We start from the raw sequence: 18,587 nt of genomic DNA, 5'->3' as shown, positions 1-18,587 counted from the left end.
GTCTGCGTGAGGGCAGCTGTTCGACGATGCGCCGGCCCATGGCGGCCCCATGGGCCGGGAAGCGGCGGAAATATGCACCGCGCAGAAGGATTCGCAGTCCGACCGACTCAAGTCCGACAGGCGGCCAGGACGGCCAAGGGGATCAGTCGACCGCGACGCGGCCCGGGCCGTCGTACGGGCTCACCAGCCCGTCGGCCGAAAACCGCTTGTACTGCCACTGGTACTGCGCAAAGGCCTGCTCCACGCAGGTTTCCACGCCGCGATTGAGCGCGGCGCAGGCGACCGCCAGGTCGGCATCGGCCAGCCCGGCCGGCGCCGGCAGCAGCTGGATGCGGAAACCCGCCCCGCGCGGCAGCCGCTCGGCGAAGGCGAACAGCACGGTGGCGCCGGTACGCGCGGCCAGTCGCGGCAGCAGCACCATGGTCAGCGCGTCGCGGCCGAAGAACGGCGCGATCTCGCCGTCGCCCGCGCGCGGCTTCTGGTCGGGCAGGATGCCCACCGTGCCGCCGGCCGCCAGCCGCTTGTACAGCGTGCGCACGCCGGCGCCCTCGGCGCGCACCTGCTCGGGCGCCAGCGCACCGCGCACCTTGCGCAGCAGCTGCTCGATCGCGGCGATCCGTGGCGGCCGGTAGAGAATGGCCATCGGCGTGCGGCTGCACAGCCAGTAGTTGAGCAGTTCCCAGCAGCCCAGATGCGGCGCGGCGATGATCACCCCCTTGCCGCCGGCCAGCGCCGCGTCGAACAGTTCGGCGCCGCGCACCTCGCGCACCAGTTGCAGCGCGCGCCCGGCACCGCCGCCCCACACCTTGATGATCTCGGTCACCGACTTGCCGCCCTCGGCCATCGCCTCGCGCAGCAGCGCGCGGCGGGCCGCCGCATCGAGCCCGGGGCGGGCGATCGCCAGGTTCACCGCGGTGACATCGGCGCTGCGCGCGCCCAGCGCCAGCAGCAGCCGGCCGATGCCCGCACCCAGCGCGTGCAGGGCGCGCAGCGGCAGCAGGGCCAGCAGACGCAGCAGGAGATGGATCAGGTAGATGTCGGCACGCATCGCGCCAGTCTAGTCGAAGCTCCTCGAAGCTCCGCCGCCGCCCGCTGCCGGCGCAAGGCGATCGCGATAAGCTGCAGCACCCGTTCCGGAACCCCGCATGATCGCCCTGATCCAGCGTGCCGCCAGCGCGCATGTGTCCGTCGACAATCAAACCGTGGGCGCCATCGGCCCGGGTCTGCTGGCCCTGGTGGCGGTGCAGCCGCACGACGGCGAGCCGCAGGCGCAGCGCATGCTGCAGCGCCTGCTCGGATACCGCGTGTTCGCCGACGACGCCGGCAGGATGAACCGCTCGCTCGCCGACACCGGCGGTGGCCTGCTGCTGGTGAGCCAGTTCACCCTGGCCGCCGACACCCGTTCCGGCATGCGACCGAGTTTCACCACGGCCGCCGCGCCCGAGCACGGCCGGCACTGGTTCGAGCGCCTGGTCGAGCTGGCCCGCCTGGCGCATCCGCGGGTGGAAACCGGCCGTTTCGGTGCCCATATGCAGGTGCATCTGGTCAACGACGGACCGGTCACCTTCCGGCTTGAAAGCTGATGGCCCGCCCGCCCGCACCTCCGTGTCATGGCGCAATCTGGCGCGATTCTTGCTGCCCGATCCACTTTCGCAGCCCACTTGAAAACTGGTCAAAAAAGCAGCACATCGCTATACTGATCGGTTCCTGCATCCGCGGCGGTAGGTATGAATAGCAAAGCTCCCGAGCAACAGTCAGAAATCAAGGCGCTCATCTCCAAGGGTCTGGAGCAGGGCTACCTGACCTATGCGGAAATCAACGACCACCTGCCCGACGACATCGTCGATCCGGAGCAGATCGAAGACATCATGGCGGTGCTCAAGGGCGTCGGCATCGAAGTGCACGACGCCGCGCCGGACGCCGATCCGCTGGCCGACAAGGCCGGCAGCAGCACCGACGACGAGGCCGCCGCCGAAGAGGCGGTGGCGCTGCTCTCCGCGGTGGACGCCGAAGTGGGCCGCACCACCGATCCGGTGCGCATGTACATGCGCGAGATGGGCACGGTCGAGCTGCTCACCCGCGAGGGCGAGATCGCCATCGCCAAGCGCATCGAGGAAGGCCTCGGCCAGGTGCAGACCGCGCTGGCCAGCTTCCCGCTGACCATCGAGCTGCTGCTGGAGGAGTACGACCAGCACCTGGACGGCAAGCGCCGCCTCAGCGAGATCCTCGCCGGCTTCCTCGACCTGGAAGCCGCCGCCGACGCCGCCCTCGCCGAAGCCGAGGAAGCGGCCGCGAACCGCGTGGAAGAAGAGGGCGAGGAGGAAGAGGAAGAGGACGCCACCGCCACCGAGGAAGAGGAAGCCGGCCCGACCGGTCCGGACCCGGAGGAGGTCAAGCGCCGCATGGAACTGCTGCGCGACTACTACGCCAAGTTCCAGAAGGCGGCCCCCAAGGCCACCAGCATCACCGACAAGAAGATCGTCAAGCTGCGCGACCAGATGGCCGAGGAGTTCCTCAAGCTCAAGCTGCCGTCCGCGCTGATCGACAGCTTCGTGCGCAAGCTGCGCGAAGTGGTCGGCGACATCCGCCACCACGAACGCGTGCTGATGGACATCTTCGTCAAGCAGGTGAAGATGCCCAAGGCCGAGTTCCTCAAGACCTTCCCCAGCAACGAGGGCAACCTAGAGTGGGCGGCCGAGCTGGGCCGCAAGCGCCAGAAGTGGTCGCCGAACGTCAAGGCCCACAAGGACGCGATCGACGCCGAGCAGGAGAAGCTCGCCGCGATCGAGCGCAAGCTGTTCCTGCCGCTGACCGACATCAAGGACATCAACCGCGCCATGAGCGTGGGCGAGGCCAAGGCCCGCCGCGCCAAGAAGGAAATGGTCGAGGCGAACCTGCGCCTGGTGATCTCGATCGCCAAGAAGTACACCAACCGCGGCCTGCAGTTCCTCGACCTGATCCAGGAAGGCAACATCGGCCTGATGAAGGCGGTGGACAAGTTCGAGTACCGCCGCGGCTACAAGTTCTCGACCTACGCCACCTGGTGGATCCGCCAGGCGATCACCCGCTCGATCGCCGACCAGGCGCGCACCATCCGCATCCCGGTGCACATGATCGAGACGATCAACAAGCTCAACCGCATCTCCCGCCAGATGCTCCAGCAGTTCGGCCGCGAGGCCACGCCGGAGGAACTGGCCAAGGAGATGGACATGCCCGAGGACAAGATCCGCAAGGTGCTGAAGATCGCCAAGGAGCCGATCTCCATGGAAACCCCGATCGGCGACGACGAGGACTCCCACCTGGGCGACTTCATCGAGGACGGCAACGCCAGCTCGCCGGTCGACTCGGCCACCGAAACCGGCCTGATGGAAACCGTGCGCGACGTGCTCGCCGGGCTCACCCCGCGCGAGGCCAAGGTGCTGCGCATGCGCTTCGGCATCGACATGAACACCGATCACACGCTGGAAGAGGTCGGCAAGCAGTTCGACGTCACCCGCGAACGGATCCGCCAGATCGAAGCCAAGGCGCTGCGCAAGCTGCGCCACCCCAGCCGCTCGGAACAACTGCGCTCGTTCCTCGACCTGGAATAGGCATCGTCACCTTTGTAATCCACAACGGCCGCGCATGCGGCCGTTGTCATTTCAGGACGTGCTCACGGTGGTGGGTGTCCTTGTTCTTGCAGCCCGCGAACAGAATTTTCGCTGCCGACCCGCCAGCAGCTTTCGGCACACTACACATTTTCGTCTGGATTCCATGCTGCGGCCATCATCCGAAAAAACGGAGCCTGCAGCACGATTCGTTGCTACCATGCGGGTATGGGCCTGTAGCTCAATGGTTAGAGCAGGGGACTCATCGAAAGGTGCCACCGCGGCGTAATCCGCGGCTGGGATCGGGATGAATTCAGGGAAACCTCAGCGGCGCAACGCGGCCGGTGGCAACCCTGAGCCAAGCCGCCGGTACACCGGCGGAAGGTGCAGAGACTACCTGAGGGCTGCAGTGCCCTTGATCACAGGCTCGAGCGTCCCGCGCCCCACCCGTACGCGCATCACTGCGTCGCACGGCGGGCGAAGAGATAGTCCGCGCCGAGGGGAAACCTTCGGAACAAGCGAATCCCTTGGTTCCAGGTTCGAGCCCTGGCAGGCCCACAAATACGGTGCTACCCATGCAAGAGAGGCTTTTCGCGGCCGGAACGCTGGTGGGCCCATGACCTCCCCACCTGATCCCGGTCAAGGCGGAGCGCGCGGACACCGGCGACAGTGCGCGGCATGGAAACCATCGCCGCCGCCCCCATCGAACCGCCGACCTTCGACGCCGCGCTGATCGCCCGCTACGACGTCAACGGTCCGCGCTACACCAGCTATCCGACCGCGCCGCAGTTCCGCACCGACTTCGACGAAGTCGCGCTGCGTGAAGCGATCCGCGACTCCAACGAGGAGCCGATCCCGCGTCCGCTGTCGCTGTACGTGCACGTGCCGTTCTGCATGAGCCCGTGCTTCTACTGCGGCTGCAACCGGGTGATCACCCGCGACGTGGGCAAGGCCGACCGCTACCTGGAGCGGCTGGTGCGCGAGATCGAGCTGGTCGCGCCGCTGTTCGACCGCGACCGCCCGGTGCGCCAGCTGCATTTCGGCGGCGGCACGCCCAACTTCCTCGACCTGCCGCGCATGCACGAGCTGATGGAATCGCTGGCGCGGCACTTCAGTTTCGCCCGCGACGAGCGCCGCGAGTACGGCATCGAGATCGACCCGCGCTTTGCCGATGCCGCCTACGTGCGCGGGCTGGCCAAGCTGGGCTTCAACCGCATCTCGGTGGGCATCCAGGATTTCGATCCCGCCGTGCAGGCGGCGGTGAACCGCATCCAGAGCGTGGCGCAGACCGCCGAGGTACTGCACGCGGCGCGCGAGGCCGGCTTCGTCTCGGCCAGCGTGGACCTCATCTACGGCCTGCCGCGGCAGACGCTGGGCGGCTTCGACCGCACCCTCACCGAGGTGGTCGCGCTGGCGCCGGATCGGGTGGCGGTGTACGGCTACGCGCACCTGCCGGCAATGTTCAAGGCACAGCAGCAGATCGAGGCGGCCGAGCTGCCCGATCCGGCGACCCGGCTGGCGCTGTTCGGCCGCGCGCTGGAGCGGCTCACCGCGGCCGGCTACGTCTACATCGGCATGGACCACTTCGCCCGCGCCGACGACGAGCTGGCGCGGGCGCAGCGCGCCGGCCGGCTGCAGCGCAATTTCCAGGGCTACTCCACCCACGGCGACTGCGACATCGTGGGGCTGGGGGTGAGCGCGATCGGCCGTATCGGCGACAGCTACAGCCAGAATGCGCGCGACCTCACCGGCTACTACGCCGCGCTCGACGCCGGCCGCCTGCCGGTGGCGCGCGGCCTGCACCTGGACGAGGACGACGTGATCCGCCGCGCCGCGATTGGCGAACTGATGTGTCACTACGAGCTGGACATGGCCACCTTCGGCACGCGCCACCGGCTGGTATTCGCCACCTATTTCGCGCAGGCCCTGGAGCGCCTGCGCGCGCTGGCCGACGACGGCCTGGTGACGCTGGATGACCGCATGATCCGGGTGACTTCGCGCGGACGCCTGCTGTTGCGTATCATCGCCATGTGCTTCGATGCGTACCTCGATGACGACGCATCGCCGACACGCTACTCGCGCGCCATCTGACCCCACGCCACCGGATGTCACCCACGATGCGCCCCAGTCATCGGGCAGGCCGCCTGCCCGATCCGCCCAGCCCGATCGCCGACGACGGCGACGAGGTCCACTTCTGCCGCACCTGCGCCTTCGCCGGCGCCTGCATCGCGGTGGGCTACGGCAAGCCCGAGCTGGAATCGTTGCACTGCCTGGTCGAGCACGTCGGACCCTACCGCAACGGCGACCACGTGTTCCGCACCGGCGATCCGTTCCGCGCGATCTTCGCGGTGCGCGCCGGCACGGTGAAGACCTGCCTGGTCGACAAGGACGGCCGCGAGCAGGTGCTGGGCTTCTACCTGCCCGGCGAAGTGATCGGCCTCAACGCGATCTATCCGGAGCATTTCCCGTGCGATGCGGTGGCGCTGGAAAACACCCAGTTCTGCCGCTTCTCCTTCCCCGCGATGAGCGCGCTGGCCGCGCGCATGCCGGCCGTGCAGCAGCACCTGTTCCGCCTGCTCAGCAAGGAGCTCGGCACCGCCAGCCTGCTGGCCGGCGACCACAGCGCGGACGAGCGCATGGCCGCCTTCCTGTGCGACCTCGGCCGCCGCTACGCGGCGCGCGGCTTCTCCGGCACGCGCTTCGCGCTGAGCATGTCGCGCGGCGACATCGCCAACTACCTGCGCCTCGCCGCCGAGACGGTGAGCCGCGTGCTGACCCGCTTCCGCAACCAGCACCTGATCACCATCGAGGGCCGCGAGCTGGAACTGCTCGACGTGAAGGGCCTGGAGAAGATCGGGCAGAACCTGCTGGCCGATTAGGCTCGCCGTTTGCAGCGAGTCACTGACCGACCTCTCGGCCGGTGTCAGGGCCAGTCGGGCCTTGGCTCCGGCCGCACGGCAAGAGCCGCAGCGGCGAGGCGCGTCAGGACGAACGAGTGGCTTCTGAGGAGCGCTCCGCCGGCGGCGGCTCGATGGCCTCCGGCGGTATCCCGCCACCCTCCTTCATGCCCTTCCTGAATTGGCCGATGGCCGCGCCAAGGTCGCTGCCGGCGTTGCGCAGCTTGCCGGTGCCGAACATCAGCACCACCAGGACAAGCAGTACGACCCAGTGCCAGATACTGTCCAGTCCAAACATACGGTCACCTCGTGTTCTTTCTGCCCGCGGCGGAGGATGGTGGAACGAGGATGGTGGAACAGAGACGCACGCCTTCGCGCGTGCGCCGTTCATCGGTGGACTCCGCCGACCGCCCGGCGGGCCGCGGCATCCATGATCATGCCGGCTCCGGCGGGCGGGCCGCCCATGTGCGGCGGCAAGGCCCGGGCGGCATCGCCGACGGCCATGCATCGTCCGCCCGCCGCCTCGGCGGCAGCCACGCGGACCGGGCAACGGTAGTCGAGCGAAGACACCAGGTCCGTGGTGACCTGATCGAAGCGAAGCACCTGGCCGCCGTGCGCCTGCACGAAAGCCGCGGCGGCGGCGGGTGTGGCGAACGGCGCCAGGGTCGGACCCATTGAGCCGGGCAGCGGTTGCCAGGCCACGTAGGCGGCACTGCGTGCGTCGATGAAGCTGGCCGCCGCGTGCGACGGGTGCTGCCAGTCGATGCGCGCGCTGTCCTGCACGAACAGGCCCCGCAGGCGCGCCTGGTTTTCCGGCTGCAGCACGTAGGCGAAGAAATCGCGGGTGGAGTCAAATATCAGCGGTCTGGCGCGACCGGCCAGCCAGGCCTCGGCGCGCGGTCCCGGCGAGCCTTTCAGGTACATGCCGCAGACGGCGCAGACGTCGTCGTCATGCGTATCCACGGCATGCTGCGCGACGCCGGGGCTGTCGCCGCAGGCGGCGAGCAGGGCCAGCAGCATGACGGTGCCAAGCACCCGTGGGGCCGTTCGCCAGAAGTTGTGCAGAAAGGAAACCATGCTCACCTCAGACCTCCTTGCGCCGGAACAACAGCATCGCCCCGCCAAACGGCGTCACCACCCACAGCAGCAGCACCGCGTACAGCACGACCGGCGAATAGACGGCATGGGCCGTCATCCCCAGCAGCAGCTCGTTGCCGGCACCGTCGCCCAGCGCGGTGAGATTGATCAGCCGGAACACGTCGACCGGATTGAGCAGCAGCAGGTAGGGGTACAGTGCCTGTTCCAGCGGATTGCCGCCGCTGATCACCAATACCGCCAGCAGGCCCAGGTCGAACAGCACCACGGTGGCCAGCCAGACCACCAGCGCCAGCCCGGCGGCGCGGGACTTGTCGGCGGTCTGCACGCTGATCAGGCAGGCCAGCCCGACGAAGCTGGCGCCGAGCAGGGATGCGCTGAGAATGAAGCTGCCGATCTGCAGCCATGCCTGCAGCGTGTGCGCCAGCGGCTGCATCAGCTGCATGATCGCCACCGCGAGGCCGAAGCCGCCCAGGGTGGCCGCCGCCAGCGCACCGCAGTGACCGACGAACTTGCCCGCCACCAATTGCCCGCGCGCCAGCGGGTAGCTCAGCATCAGCAGCAGGGTGCCGTTGTCGCGCTCGCCCACGATGGTGTCGTAGGCGATCAGCAGGCCGATCAGCGGGATCACGAACGCACCCAGCGTGGTCAGGCTGGCCAGGGTGGATTCGAACGAGGTGAAGCCGACCTTGCCGGCCGCCGCGCCGCCGAACCAGGCGATACCCAGCGCGAGCACGGCGAACAGCACGGCGACCGCCAGCGTCCAGCGGTTGCGGAAATCGTCGCGGAATTCCTTCTGCGCCACCACGAGAATCGGGTTCATGGCATCGCCCTCCGCCCGCGCCGGGATCCGGCGCCGAGCCAGTCGTACAGCTGCGCCAGGCTCGGTTCGCGTACGTCGACGTCGAGCACCGCCGGCTCGGCCAGCAGCGCGTGCAACGCCTGCATCTTGGCGGCGGGCGCCACCTCGCATTCCAGCCGGCCGTCGGCACGCGGCGCGAACGCCAGGTCCCGTGAGGACAACCGCGCCAGCAGCGCCGCCGGCTCGGCCGCACGGTCGGTGCGGATACGGATGCAGCTGGGCAGCGCCGCCCGCTCGCCCAGTTGCGCCACGCTGCCGGCCGCCAGCAGCTCGCCCTCGCGCAGGATCAGCGCGCTGTCGATGTGCGGCTCCAGTTCCGCCAGCAGGTGCGAAGAGATCAGCACGCAGCGGCCGGCCGCGCGCAACTCGTCGACGATCTGGTAGAGCTCGCGGGTGGCCTGCGGATCGAGGCCGGTGGTCGGCTCGTCCAGCAGCACCAGCTCCGGCGCGGCGAGCAGGGCCTGCGCCAACCCCAGGCGCTGGCGCATGCCCTTGGAATAGGTGCCGATGCGCCGGTCGGCGGCATGCGCGAGGCCGACCCGTTCGAGCAGTTGCGGTGCCTGGCTGCGCGGTGCGTGCTTGAGCCTGGCCAGGTAGTCGAGCAGTTCGCGGCCGCTGAGGTTGCCGTAGAACGCGGCGCTCTCGGGCAGGTAGCCGATGCGCTGACGCAGCGCGTGCGCATGCGCGCCCCACGGCTGCTCGCCGAGCACCGTGAGATCGCCGCCGCTGGGCTCGATCAGGCCGAGGATCAGCTTGATCAGGGTCGACTTGCCGGCGCCATTGTGGCCGAGCAGGCCAACCACGCGGCCTTTCGGCACCACGCCGGTGATGCCGCCGAGTGCGGCGAGCGGGCCATAGCGCTTGGCCAGCGCGGTGAATTCAATCGCGTTGGGCATCGGGGCGGGCCGGCAGGAGGGGAGGTTGCATGAGTGGGTGGCTGTCCTCGATCGAGGGTGGCGTGAAGACCGGAAACGCGCGCTGCACGTAGCGCAGCAGCAGGATCGACGGGCTCGACATCAGCGTGCGCGCGGTCGGGTATTTCCACAGCAGCACGTCGACGCCGTCGTTCGGGCGGTAGGGAATGTCGCCGATGCCGTCGGCGTTCATGTCCCAGCCGAGGTAGTCGCTCCAGAAGTTGCCGCGGCCACGCGCGGACCATTCCTCGGCGATGTTCTGCACGTATTTCACCTGCACCCGGTTGGCCTTGAAGGCATTGCCGTAGACCCGGTTGTGCTCGGAGCCGGCGGTCATGTGGATGCCGATCTGCGCGTCGGCCAGCAGGTTGTCGCGGATGCTGTTGAACTGCGACAGGTAGACGAACATGCCCTTGCCGTCGGCGCCCTCGATCAGCGCATCGCGCGCGTCGTGCTGGCCGCGGACGCCGCGCACCTGGTTGCCGGCGATCTCGCTGTAGGAGATGTAGTTGAGCAGGAAGCCGTAGGAGCGCTCGTCCAGCGCGATGTTGTCGCGCACCGTCAGGTGCGCGGAGGACATCAGCGCGTAGCCGGCCACGCTGTCGCGGCTGACGTTGCCCGCGACCGTGTTGTCGTTCGAATACATGTAGTGGATGCCGTAGCGCACGTCGCGGATGCGGTTGCGCGCGATGACGTTGTGCGGGCTGACGTAGACGTAGATGCCGTCGCGCGAGCCGGCGATGTCGTTCGCCTCGATGCTGCAGCCGGTGTCGTTCCACAGGTGGATGCCGTCGCCGCGGTCGGGCACGCGCAGCGTGGTCATGCCGCGGATGGTGTTGCGCTCCACGCGGACGCGGGTGGCGCCGTCCAGGTAGATGCCGAACAGGCTGTGCTCGATGCGGTTGTCCGCGATGGTCACGTCGACGCTGCGACGCTCGACGAAGATGCCTGCGTCGGTCGCGGTGAGATCGGTGCCGGAATGGCGCAGGGTCAGCCCGCGTACGGTGACCTGCGAGCCGCCGATGCGCAGCACGTCGCCGCGGCCGCCGCCGTCCAGGATGGCGCCCGGCTGGCCCAGCAGGGTGATCGGCTTGTCCAGCACCAGGTTCACCCGGTGCACGCCAGGTGGCACGGTGACCGTGCTGCCCGGCGGCGCCGCCGCCACCGCTTGCAGTAGCGGATCGTCCGCGGCGGCGAGTGGCGGCGCAGCGGTGCCCGCTGCCGCTGCCGCCAGCAGCAGCGCGGCCAGCAGCATGGGGACAAGCGGGCGCCGGTAGTGCGCGTTCAAGAACGAGGTCCTCGCAACGGAAACCGGGATCGCCGCGCCGGGTGGCGCGGCGATCCCAGCACGGGTCAGGCTTCGACCAGCATCCGCCCGCTCATCTCCATGTGCAGGGCGTGGCAGAAGAACGTGCAGTAGTACCAGTACACGCCGGGCTTGTCGGCGGTGAAGGTGACCGACGAGGTGGCGCCGGGGCTGATCTCCATGTTGATGCCGTGGTTGGCGATGCTGAAGCCGTGGCTGACGTCCTCGACCTGATCGATGTTGGTCACCACCACGGTCACCTCGTCGCCCTTCTTGACCGTGAAGCTGCCCAGGCCGAACACCGGCGCGGCACTGGTCATGTAGACGAACACCTTGCGGCCCTCGCGGATGACCTTGCTCTCGCCCAGCACGTTGACGCCGTGGCGCTTGGCCATCGCCACCGTGTCGGCGAAGTACGGGTCGTCGCGTTCCCACTTGCGCTTGATCTTGTCGACCAGCAGGCGGCGGTGCAGCAGCACCACGTCATGCGGCTCGGGATAGACCGGACCGTCGGCGACCAGCTTCATCGCCTCGCCGGAGATGTCGATCAGCTGGTCGTTGTCCGGATGCAGCGGGCCGGTCGGCAGGAAGCGGTCCTTGGAGAACTTGTTCAGCGACACCAGCCAGCGACCATCGGCATCGCGCGTCTCGCCCATCGAGGTATGGCAGTGGCCGGGCTGGTAGGCGACATCGAGCTTCTGGCGCAGGTAGTTCACCTTCTTGCCGGCGTGGGCGTCGATCGCGTCCTGGATGTTCCACTTGGCGATCTGGCTGTCGATGAACAGCGTAGTGTAGGCGTTGCCGCGGCCGTCGTAGGCCGTGTGCAGCGGGCCCAGGCCCAGCTCCGGCTCGGCCACCACGGTGTCGCGCGGGTCCTTCAGCTTGCCGGCGAACCAGTCGTCGACCAGCGCCCAGCTGATCACCGTCACGGTCGGCGAGAGCTTGCCGTTGGCCACCAGGTACTTGCCGTCCGGGGTGGCGTTGACGCCATGCGGGTTCTTCGGCACCGGGATGTACAGGGTCAGCGGCGAACCGTGGCGGCCGTCGAGCACCGGCACCCTGGAGTCGCCGATGGTCTTGAAGTCGCCCTTCTTGACCGCCGCCTCGATGCGCTCGATGTTGAACACCACCACCCAGTCGCGCTCGGCCTGCATCTCGCTGGGCAGGTCGATGCCCTTCTCGCTGTTGTAGCAGCTGGAGGCGGAATACTTGCCGGTGTAGTCGCTCTCGGTGTTGTCCAGGTTGCCGTCGACGATGATCTGCCAGGCCAGTTCCATGGTGTCGCCGTCGATGGCGCTGTACATGGTCTGGTACTTCTTCGGGTCGTCCAGGTCGCGGCCGTCGTTCGGCGACGGGATGATGTACTCGCCGTTGGCGAACACGTAGCCGGTGCGCGGTACGCGCTGCACGCGCAGACCGTGGATCGCCTGCACGTTCGGCACGTGGGTGATCCGGTCGCAGCGCATCACGTCGCAGCGGATGCGGGCGACGCGCGTGTTCGCCTTGTCGTTGATGAAGATGTAGCGGCCGTCGTAGTGACCGTCGGTCTGGCTCATGTGCGGGTGGTGGCAGTCGCCGCCGGGCGGGAAGCTCTCGCCGAGCACCCGCTTGCTCTCATTGGTGATGCCCCAGCCGATGGTGAAGTCGGGGTTGAACACCGGGATGCGCATCAGCTCGCGCATCGAGGGCACGCCGACCAGGCGCACCTCGCCGGACTGGCCGCCGCTCCAGATGCCGTAGTACTCGTCGAGCTGGCCGGGGGCGACGTGATCCTCGGGCATTGCGCCCTCGCTCCCGCTCTTGCCTGCAACCTCGCCTTGCGCCTCGTGCGTCGGTTCGTGCTTCCCGTCGTGGCCGAGCCGGCCCAGGGCGAAGCCGCCGGCCAGCCCGCCGGCGAGACCGGCCAGCGCGCTGGTCTTCACGAAATTGCGGCGTGCGGGATTGCCCGGTTCATCGCCCCGGGCGGGCTTGCCGGTTGCCGCCGGGCCTGGCACACCGGATCGGTCGGGCTGTTTGTTCGAATCGTCATGCATGGCGTTCCATCCTCATCGCAGTGGGCGGGGTCAATCGAAGGCTTTCGCCGGTTTGGGCGCGGCGGGTGCCGTCGCGTCGGTCATCGTCGTCACTGCCGTCGGCAGCGGCCGCGCAGCGCGCTCGCGCTTCTTGCGGCGCTCGACCAGCGGCGGGCACTTGTGGTCGTTGGCGTGCGTCACCTGGCAGTCCAGGCAGTAGTGGCACTCGTTGAAATTGATCTGGCCGATCGAGTTGATCGCCTTGACCTCGCACTCCACCGCGCAGATCTGGCAGGGGCGGCCGCATTCACGCCGGCGGCGCAGCCACTCGAACAGGTGGAAGCGGCCGGACACCGCCAGCCCGGCGCCCAGCGGGCAGACGTAGCGGCAATAGAACTTGTTGTTGAAGGCGGACACCGCGATCAGCGCCACCGCGTACAGCACGAAGCCCCACGAGCGCGCGAAATGCAGGTTGATCGCGGTCTTGAACGGCTCGACCTCGGCGTAGTGCTCGGCCATGTTGAGCGACTGCAGCGACAACCCGAACAGCCCCAGCAGGATGACGTACTTCAGCGCCCACAGGCGCTCGTGCACGTACGATGGGATCTCGAACTGCGGCACGCGCAGGCGTCGCGCCAGCTTGTTGACCAGCACCTGGATCGCGCCGAACGGGCACAGCCAGCCGCAGTACACGCCGCGGCCGATCAGCAGCAGGGTCACCGCCACGAACACCCACAGGATGAACACCAGCGGGTCCATCAGGAAGGTGGACCAGTTGAAGCCGTGCAGCACCGAGTGGATGAAGGTGAGGATATTCACCACCGACAGCTGCGCCAGGGCGTACCAGCCGATGAACACCGCCGTGTAGACAAGGAAGCCCACGCGCACGCGTTCGAGCAGCCGGGGGTATTTCACCAGCCAGTCCTGGAACACCAGGATCAGCGAGAGCACCGCGAGGCCGGCGCAGAGGATCGCGATGTCGATGCGCCGCGCGTGCCAGATCTTCTTCCACAGCGGGGCGTCGGCCGGCAACGCGCCGTCCGCGGCAGCGGACGGTGACGCTGCCGGCTGCGAGGTATACGCCGGCGGCATCTGGTAGCTGGCGGTGAAGGTGTGGTAGATGCTCTTCAACGGCCCGATCTGACGGTTCACCATCAGCTGCAGCGTCCACGGACGGGTGGGATCGAAGCCGACGCCGCTGCTGCGCACGACGAAGATCGCCTTCTCGTCGAACCGCGGCATGCCGCCCAGGCGAGGGTCGTCCAACGGCATCAGGTCGCTGTCGTGAAACAGGAACAACTTGCCGTCCTGCATCACGTGGACACGGTCGAAGATACCGCCACGCACGTAGCCCAGGCCCTTGAACGAATAGATGCCGTTGGCCATCACCGCGATGGCCTCGTCGCCGGGCTTCAGCCGCTGCATGAGCTCGCGGTAGCCGGCCTCGCCCAGCAGGTTCCTGCCCACCGTGGGCGGCGTGACGTCGCCGTAGTAGAGGTCGATGAAGGTGTCCCTGGCGCTGCCGACCGCCGGCGCGGTGGGATCGTCGGTGAGGCCGCTTTCCGGCTGGCCCTTGAACGCCTCGGTGACCTGGCCACGGGTCAGACGCAGCCGGCGCAGGGCGCCGTTGCCGGTCAGTGCCTGCCAGTTCGCGGGCGCGAAGTAATCCTTGCGCACGCTGGCGGCGCCGGTCCCGCCCGCCACGGCGCCGGCGACCAGGTGGCGCGACACCGCCACTTTCAGCGCCGAGTTCATGATCGTCTCGTTGGCGACCATCGAGGTGACCGTGGCGCTGCTGATCGCGTCGATCCGCACGCTGCCGGTCCCACCACCGCCGACCACGATGCGGTCGGTGACCCGGTGCCCGACGTAGCGGGCGACGAAGTTGTACAGCTTCTGCACCGGGATGCCGACCAGCAGGATCGGCTCGTGCTGTTCCAGCACCTTGGCGTCGATGATGGTGCCCTGGGTGTCGATCGCCACCAGCAGGTTGATCGGCGCGCCGGAGTACGCCGGCACCGGCGCCACCATCACCGACTCGAACACGTAGCCGATGACCTTGTCGCCCTCGTACACGGCCGCAGCCGGCGGATCGCCTTCGATGTCGCCGAAGCGGGTCGCCGTGGGAAAGGAGGCGCGCACGTCCGGATGCTTGCTGTCGATCCCGGCCCGGGCCGCCAGCGGCAGCAGGGTGAGCAGCAGCAGAAGCAGCAGCTCGCGCATCACGCGATCTCCGCGCAGCCGGCGATCAACGGCAGGTCGCGCGAGCGCCAGCGCCGCTCGCCGGTACGCGAGAACGCCAGCCACTGGTGGTTGTGCGTCGCCATCAGCGGCTTCAGCCGCGGCAATTCGAGCGAGTGCGCCGCCGTGCTCATGCTGTCGGCAACGATCGACCGCTCCGCCATCACGGTCACGCCCGAGTAGCTGGCGGGCGAGTAGCCGGTGCGCGGGTTGATGATGTGGTACAGGCGCCGGTCGGCGGAAAAGAACACGCGGTAGTTGCCGGAGGTGGAGATCGCCGTGTTGCGTACCTGCACTACCGCGGCCACTTCGTCCACGCGGTGTGGATCGACGATGCCGACGTTCCAGTGGCGTTCGGGGTCGGCGCCACAGATCGCGCGGATGTCGCCGCCGGCGTCGATCAACCCGTATTCGATGCCGCTGGCCTTGAGTGCGGCGATACCCTGGTCGACCACGTGGCCCTTGGCGATGCCGTCGAGGGTGATCGCCATGCCCGGGTGCAGCAGGCGCGCCTCGCGCCCGTCGAGCATGATGCCGCGGTAGTCGACCAGGCGGTCGCGGGTGCCGACGTCGTGCCGCTCGGCGACGGTCAGGGTGACCGGCTTGCGCAGCGATTCCAGGTAGCGCAACACCGGCAGTACGCTGACGTCGAACGCGCCCTCGGTGCGTACCGACACCGCCAGCGCGTGATGCAGCACCTCGTGCAGGTCGTCGGGCAGCTGCGCCAGGTGACCGTCGCGATTGAGCCGCGACAGCGGGCTGGCGGGATCGAAGCGGGTCAGCACCGCGGCGGTCGCCGCCATGCGCGCGAACGCTGCCTCGATGGCGATGCCGGCCGCCTCGACGTCGTCGCTCATGCAGGTCACCGCGACCGAGGTCTGCATCAGCGTGCGCTCGCGTCGCACTTCATACAGGTTCTGCTTGCGCTTGATCACCACCCAGCCCGCACCGGCGAGGAACCCGCCGGCCACCGCCAGCGCGCCGGCGGTCTTCAGCCAGCGGCGGCGTTGCGGCGATTCGAGTTCGGCGGGGCGGTCGTGCGCGGACATGGTATTGATCTCTCGTGCGGGGTCGGGGGCCATCGGGATGGGCGGGAGGTGGCTCAGGCGGCGTCGGTCGCGGGTTCCGCCTCGGTCGATCGCCCGTCCACATCCGGACGGACGCCCAGCCGCCGCTGCAGCGCAGGGCTGGTGGTGGTGTATTGCAGGTGCACGGACTCGTCGGGATACAGGTGTGCGCGGGCCGCAAAGGCGCACAGCGCGGCCTCGTGGAAGCCGGACAGGATCAGCTTCTTCTTGCCCGGATAGGTGTTGATGTCGCCGACGGCGAAGATGCCGGGCACCGAGGTCGCGAAGGTGGCCGTATCGACCAGCAGTTGCTGGCGCTCCAGCGCCAGACCCCAGTCGGCGATCGGCCCGAGCGCCGGATGCAGGCCCCAGAACACCAGCAGGTGTTCGGCCTCGATGCGCTGGACCACACCGCTGCGGGCGCGCACGCGCACCGAGTGCAGCACGTCGTCGGGCGCTTCCAGGCCGACGATGTCGCCCTCGAAGAATTGCATCCGGCCCGCCTCGCACAGCGCATGCATCCGGGCGACGCTGGCTGGCGCCGCGCGAAACGCCGACGTGCGATGCACCAGCACCAGGCTGCGCACCCGGTCAACCAGCGCCAGCGACCAGTCGAGCGCGGCGTCGCCACCGCCGGCGATGACGATGTCGTGGCCCTCGAACAGCTCCGGCCGGGTCACCTTGTAGTGCAGCGTACGGTCCACCAGCGCAGCGGCTTCGGGCACGTTGAGCGTGCGTGGCGCGAACGCGCCCAGGCCACCGGCGATGATCACCGTGCCGGCGTCGAACACGGTTCCGGTGCTGCTGTGCAGCTGGAAGCGGCCGCTCTCCATGCGCTCGACGGCGATGACCGTCTCGCCGAAATGGAACTGCGGCGCGAATGGCCGGATCTGCTCCTGCAGGCGGTCGATCAGCTCGCGGCCGCTGCATACGGGTACGGCCGGGATGTCGTAGATCGGCTTGTCCGGATACAGCTCGACGCACTGGCCGCCGGGCTGCGGCATCGAGTCGACGACGTGCGCCCGCAAGCCGAGCAGGCCCAGTTCGAATACCTGGAACAGCCCGACCGGGCCGGCGCCGATCACCACTGCGTCGCAACTGGGCATTTTTCGTTTCCCGGATTCCATGCCGGCATGCTGCCCGCCCGGCGACGGCGGCCGCTTGATTTGCGTCATCTTGAGACCGATCCGGCACGCGGCCGGATGTCGCAGCGGCACGCGACCGCTGTCTGCGCCGCTGCCACCGCGCTGCGCGCAGTGGGTCGTGCGCCTGATACAGATCACGACAGCGCCGGCAGCGTGCTGCGAGCATGGCCTCCCCTGAGCCGAGATGTCCCATGCGCGATTCCCGATTCCCTTCCCGTCCGGAAGCACTGGCGCAGTTGCCGGCGCTGCTGGCGGCCGCGCCGCACCGACTGCTGTTCCTCGCCGGTGCGCTGGCGGTGCTCACCAGCATGACGTGGTGGACGCTGCAGCTGGCGTCGCTGCGCTACGGCTGGGCGCACTGGCCGCAGCCTCCGGTGCCGCCGGGGTGGGGGCATGCGCTGTTGACGGTGTACGGCATGCTGCCGCTGTTCATGTTCGGCTTTCTGCTGACGGTGTTTCCACGCTGGCTGGATCGTCCCGCGCTGCCGCGCAGGCGCTACGTACCGGTGGCCAGTGCGGTGTTCGGCGGCTACCTGCTGGCGCATGCCGGCCTGCTCGGCAGCCTGGCGCTGCTGCGCGCGGGCGTGCTGCTGATCGGCGCGGGATACGCGATGGCGCTGGTGACGCTGGCGCAGGTGCTGCATGCGTCGACGGCGCGACAGCAACACGCGTGGTCGTGCCTGGCCGGCGTGGCCGTGGGCGGCGCGGGACTGGCCGCCGGACTGGCCGCGCTGTTCGGCGCGCCGCCGGCTGCGATGACACTGGCGCTCCGGCTCGGTGTGTTCGGCTTTCTGCTGCCGGTGTACTTCAGCGTGTGCCACCGGATGATTCCGTTCTTCAGCGGCAACGCGATCGCCGGCTACCGCCCGTGGCGGCCGCGCTGGAGCCTGCCGCTGGCATGGGCGCTGCTGACCGCGCACGTGGCGCTGGAGCTGGCCGGCGCCGATGCCTGGCGCTGGCTGGCGGACGCGCCGCTGGCGCTACTGTTCGGTGCGCATGCGCTGGCGTGGCAACCGTGGAGGGCGCGCCGCCCCGGTCTGCTGCTGGCACTGCATCTGGCGTTTGCCTGGCTGCCGCTCGCCTTCGCCCTGTACGCGTGGCAGAGCGCGTGGCTGCTGGCGAGTGGACGGATGGTGCTCGGCCTGGCGCCGCTGCACGTGCTGACCATCGGCTACTTCGGCTCGATGCTGGTGGCGATGGTGACGCGCGTGACCCAGGGGCATTCCGGCCGCGCGCTGCAGATGGGCACGCTGCCGTGGGTGTGCTTCGCCCTGCTGCAGGGCGTGGTGGTGCTGCGCGTGCGCGCCGAACTGGGACCGGACGGCTATCGCTGGCTGGTGCTCGCCGCGGCCGGTTGGCTGATCGCCTTCGCGCCGTGGGTGCTGCGCTCGGCGTGGATCTACCTGACCCCGCGCGTGGACGGCAAGCCGGGCTGAGAGGGCGCACCGGCGCGGCGGCTTG

General features: G+C 68.8%; 15 protein-coding genes. 5 read left to right on the top strand and 10 right to left on the bottom strand.

The genetic code is table 11. The annotated features are described in order from the left end of the window. Positions 1-142: 142 nt before the first annotated feature. Positions 143-1,048 carry a lipid A biosynthesis acyltransferase gene (locus ACO2Q2_RS11115; protein ID WP_423255842.1) on the bottom strand — a complete coding sequence of 302 codons (906 nt, stop codon included), beginning with the start codon at positions 1,046-1,048 and terminating at the stop codon, positions 143-145. A 97-nt stretch (positions 1,049-1,145) separates the two neighbouring features. Between ACO2Q2_RS11115 and dtd the strand changes: the two genes are divergently transcribed. The 4 genes from dtd (at position 1,146) to ACO2Q2_RS11095 (ending at position 6,466) form a co-directional block, all read left to right on the top strand. Then, positions 1,146-1,583 carry a D-aminoacyl-tRNA deacylase gene (gene dtd / locus ACO2Q2_RS11110; protein ID WP_423255841.1) on the top strand — a complete coding sequence of 146 codons (438 nt, stop codon included), beginning with the start codon at positions 1,146-1,148 and terminating at the stop codon, positions 1,581-1,583. A 144-nt stretch (positions 1,584-1,727) separates the two neighbouring features. Further along, complete coding sequence (gene rpoD / locus ACO2Q2_RS11105; protein WP_423255840.1) at positions 1,728-3,590, top strand: RNA polymerase sigma factor RpoD; 1,863 nt, start codon at positions 1,728-1,730, stop codon at positions 3,588-3,590. Between the two features lie 675 nt (positions 3,591-4,265). Then, complete coding sequence (hemN, locus tag ACO2Q2_RS11100) at positions 4,266-5,678, top strand: oxygen-independent coproporphyrinogen III oxidase (RefSeq protein WP_423255839.1); 1,413 nt, start codon at positions 4,266-4,268, stop codon at positions 5,676-5,678. Positions 5,679-5,704: 26 nt separating this feature from the next. Beyond that, positions 5,705-6,466: a helix-turn-helix domain-containing protein gene (locus tag ACO2Q2_RS11095; RefSeq protein ID WP_423255838.1), complete on the top strand. Its 762-nt coding sequence runs from the start codon at positions 5,705-5,707 to the stop codon at positions 6,464-6,466. Positions 6,467-6,569: 103 nt separating this feature from the next. Here ACO2Q2_RS11095 and tatA read toward each other — a convergent pair whose 3' ends face one another. From tatA to ACO2Q2_RS11050, 9 genes are all read right to left on the bottom strand, one after another. Then, on the bottom strand, positions 6,570-6,782 hold the full coding sequence (gene tatA, locus ACO2Q2_RS11090) for a twin-arginine translocase TatA/TatE family subunit (RefSeq protein WP_423255837.1): 213 nt from the start codon (positions 6,780-6,782) through the stop codon (positions 6,570-6,572). Positions 6,783-6,871: 89 nt separating this feature from the next. Next, positions 6,872-7,561 (bottom strand): nitrous oxide reductase accessory protein NosL, encoded by a 690-nt coding sequence (locus ACO2Q2_RS11085; RefSeq protein ID WP_423255866.1) that lies wholly within the window; start codon positions 7,559-7,561, stop codon positions 6,872-6,874. 7 nt (positions 7,562-7,568) lie between these two features. Further along, a complete protein-coding gene (locus tag ACO2Q2_RS11080; RefSeq protein ID WP_423255836.1) occupies positions 7,569-8,402 on the bottom strand; it encodes an ABC transporter permease in 834 nt (277 codons plus the stop codon). Beyond that, positions 8,399-9,337, bottom strand: coding sequence for an ABC transporter ATP-binding protein (locus ACO2Q2_RS11075; protein ID WP_423255835.1), 939 nt, complete (start codon positions 9,335-9,337; stop codon positions 8,399-8,401). The genes ACO2Q2_RS11080 and ACO2Q2_RS11075 overlap by 4 nt, the downstream gene beginning before the upstream one ends. Next, positions 9,321-10,643 carry a nitrous oxide reductase family maturation protein NosD gene (locus ACO2Q2_RS11070; RefSeq protein WP_423255834.1) on the bottom strand — a complete coding sequence of 441 codons (1,323 nt, stop codon included), beginning with the start codon at positions 10,641-10,643 and terminating at the stop codon, positions 9,321-9,323. The genes ACO2Q2_RS11075 and ACO2Q2_RS11070 overlap by 17 nt, the downstream gene beginning before the upstream one ends. Before the next feature lie 65 nt (positions 10,644-10,708). Continuing rightward, entirely contained in the window at positions 10,709-12,694 is a 1,986-nt protein-coding gene (gene nosZ / locus ACO2Q2_RS11065) for a TAT-dependent nitrous-oxide reductase (protein ID WP_423255833.1), read from the bottom strand. 30 nt (positions 12,695-12,724) lie between these two features. After that, on the bottom strand, positions 12,725-14,896 hold the full coding sequence (locus tag ACO2Q2_RS11060; RefSeq protein WP_423255832.1) for a 4Fe-4S binding protein: 2,172 nt from the start codon (positions 14,894-14,896) through the stop codon (positions 12,725-12,727). Beyond that, complete coding sequence (locus ACO2Q2_RS11055) at positions 14,896-15,963, bottom strand: FAD:protein FMN transferase (protein WP_423255831.1); 1,068 nt, start codon at positions 15,961-15,963, stop codon at positions 14,896-14,898. Before ACO2Q2_RS11055 ends, ACO2Q2_RS11060 begins: the two co-directional genes overlap by 1 nt. A 53-nt stretch (positions 15,964-16,016) precedes the next feature. After that, positions 16,017-17,087: an NAD(P)/FAD-dependent oxidoreductase gene (locus tag ACO2Q2_RS11050; RefSeq protein WP_423255830.1), complete on the bottom strand. Its 1,071-nt coding sequence runs from the start codon at positions 17,085-17,087 to the stop codon at positions 16,017-16,019. A 230-nt stretch (positions 17,088-17,317) separates the two neighbouring features. Between ACO2Q2_RS11050 and ACO2Q2_RS11045 the strand changes: the two genes are divergently transcribed. Then, positions 17,318-18,562, top strand: coding sequence for an NnrS family protein (locus ACO2Q2_RS11045; RefSeq protein WP_423255829.1), 1,245 nt, complete (start codon positions 17,318-17,320; stop codon positions 18,560-18,562). The last annotated feature ends 25 nt before the right edge of the window (positions 18,563-18,587 follow it).

This window comes from Dyella sp. KRB-257 (assembly GCF_049445995.1).
Taxonomy (GTDB): domain Bacteria; phylum Pseudomonadota; class Gammaproteobacteria; order Xanthomonadales; family Rhodanobacteraceae; genus Dyella_A.
The sequence above is the reverse complement of the archived record's forward strand: the minus strand, read 5'-3'. Positions and strand labels throughout refer to the sequence as shown.

Excerpts from the sequence above, each read along its gene's own strand:
- ACO2Q2_RS11045 (WP_423255829.1), top strand. The coding sequence starts at position 17,318 with ATGCGCGATTCCCGATTCCCTTCCCGTCCGGAAGCACTGGCGCAGTTG.
- ACO2Q2_RS11095 (WP_423255838.1), top strand. The coding sequence starts at position 5,705 with ATGCGCCCCAGTCATCGGGCAGGCCGCCTGCCCGATCCGCCCAGCCCG.
- tatA (WP_423255837.1), bottom strand. The coding sequence starts at position 6,782 with ATGTTTGGACTGGACAGTATCTGGCACTGGGTCGTACTGCTTGTCCTG.
- ACO2Q2_RS11050 (WP_423255830.1), bottom strand. The coding sequence starts at position 17,087 with ATGCCCAGTTGCGACGCAGTGGTGATCGGCGCCGGCCCGGTCGGGCTG.
- rpoD (WP_423255840.1), top strand. The coding sequence starts at position 1,728 with ATGAATAGCAAAGCTCCCGAGCAACAGTCAGAAATCAAGGCGCTCATC.
- ACO2Q2_RS11075 (WP_423255835.1), bottom strand. The coding sequence starts at position 9,337 with ATGCCCAACGCGATTGAATTCACCGCGCTGGCCAAGCGCTATGGCCCG.
- ACO2Q2_RS11055 (WP_423255831.1), bottom strand. The coding sequence starts at position 15,963 with ATGTCCGCGCACGACCGCCCCGCCGAACTCGAATCGCCGCAACGCCGC.
- nosZ (WP_423255833.1), bottom strand. The coding sequence starts at position 12,694 with ATGCATGACGATTCGAACAAACAGCCCGACCGATCCGGTGTGCCAGGC.
- ACO2Q2_RS11080 (WP_423255836.1), bottom strand. The coding sequence starts at position 8,402 with ATGAACCCGATTCTCGTGGTGGCGCAGAAGGAATTCCGCGACGATTTC.
- ACO2Q2_RS11085 (WP_423255866.1), bottom strand. The coding sequence starts at position 7,561 with ATGGTTTCCTTTCTGCACAACTTCTGGCGAACGGCCCCACGGGTGCTT.
- ACO2Q2_RS11060 (WP_423255832.1), bottom strand. The coding sequence starts at position 14,896 with ATGCGCGAGCTGCTGCTTCTGCTGCTGCTCACCCTGCTGCCGCTGGCG.
- ACO2Q2_RS11115 (WP_423255842.1), bottom strand. The coding sequence starts at position 1,048 with ATGCGTGCCGACATCTACCTGATCCATCTCCTGCTGCGTCTGCTGGCC.
- hemN (WP_423255839.1), top strand. The coding sequence starts at position 4,266 with ATGGAAACCATCGCCGCCGCCCCCATCGAACCGCCGACCTTCGACGCC.
- dtd (WP_423255841.1), top strand. The coding sequence starts at position 1,146 with ATGATCGCCCTGATCCAGCGTGCCGCCAGCGCGCATGTGTCCGTCGAC.